This is a genomic window from Frankia sp. CcWB2 (genome assembly GCF_977927585.1).
The window spans coordinates 4,481-5,228 of the sequence record NZ_CDWRCM010000267.1 but is presented as its reverse complement, the minus strand read 5'-3'; the positions used below and the strand labels follow the sequence as shown (position 1 = coordinate 5,228).

The 748-nt window shown below is 63.8% G+C and carries 1 protein-coding gene; it reads right to left on the bottom strand.

Translation table 11 applies throughout. The annotated features are described in order from the left end of the window. The coding region (gene pucL / locus ACY45C_RS20055; protein ID WP_462189111.1) for a factor-independent urate hydroxylase at positions 1 to 742 on the bottom strand (742 nt) is incomplete at its 3' end. Between the last annotated feature and the right edge of the window lie 6 nt (positions 743 to 748).

The window sequence follows — 748 nt, the reverse complement described above, 5'->3', positions numbered from 1 at the left end:
CTAGATCAACCAGGAAGTGGTGTTTGTTCGGCATTGACAGGCGGATTTCGGCGACGTCGGCGTGCGCGGTCAGTGCCGCCTCGCCCATCCGGTACAGGGTCTGTTGCAGAGCCAGGCTGTGGAGGCTCGCGAAGGTGCTGACCAGAGCCGTCCGTATCCAGTCGAACAGTCGTTCGAAGCCGAGGTCTGACCGGGCGTAGCGCCAGCGGGCGGTGACCTCTGTCGCCAGGATGCGGTCTGTCGTCTCGGGCAGCGTGGTGTACCGGTCGCGGAGAAACCCCGAGAATTCCGAGCCGGTCGACTTCAGCAGGACCAGCCCGGCGAGTCCGGACACGACGAAGGCCGTGTCACGGTCGAGGGTGACGACCGTCGTCCTTTTCTCCCCAGCCGACCTGCTGAAGGCATGGTCGTGCGGCACCCCGTCCACCGGGATGCGGTCCCACCGGTACTGCTCGATTTCTATCCGGGCGCCGTCGATCCACGGGAGGGATCCGACGAAATGGTGACCCAGCCGGATCGCGAAATCCTCGATCTGGCCGATTCCGTGCTCGCGGGCGAAGGCGTAGACGGTGTTTTTCTGCGTGTCCGTGGTGAGCACGTGCGCATTGTCGCCGGACAGGTGCGCGGCGGCGAAGTCACCACGAAGCGCAGTGGAGACGTTCAGATCGGTGATCTGGTGCACCGGTCCGTTCCGCGCTACGGGGACGTAATGAAGTAACAAATACGTGATCGAGAGCATCATCGCAGG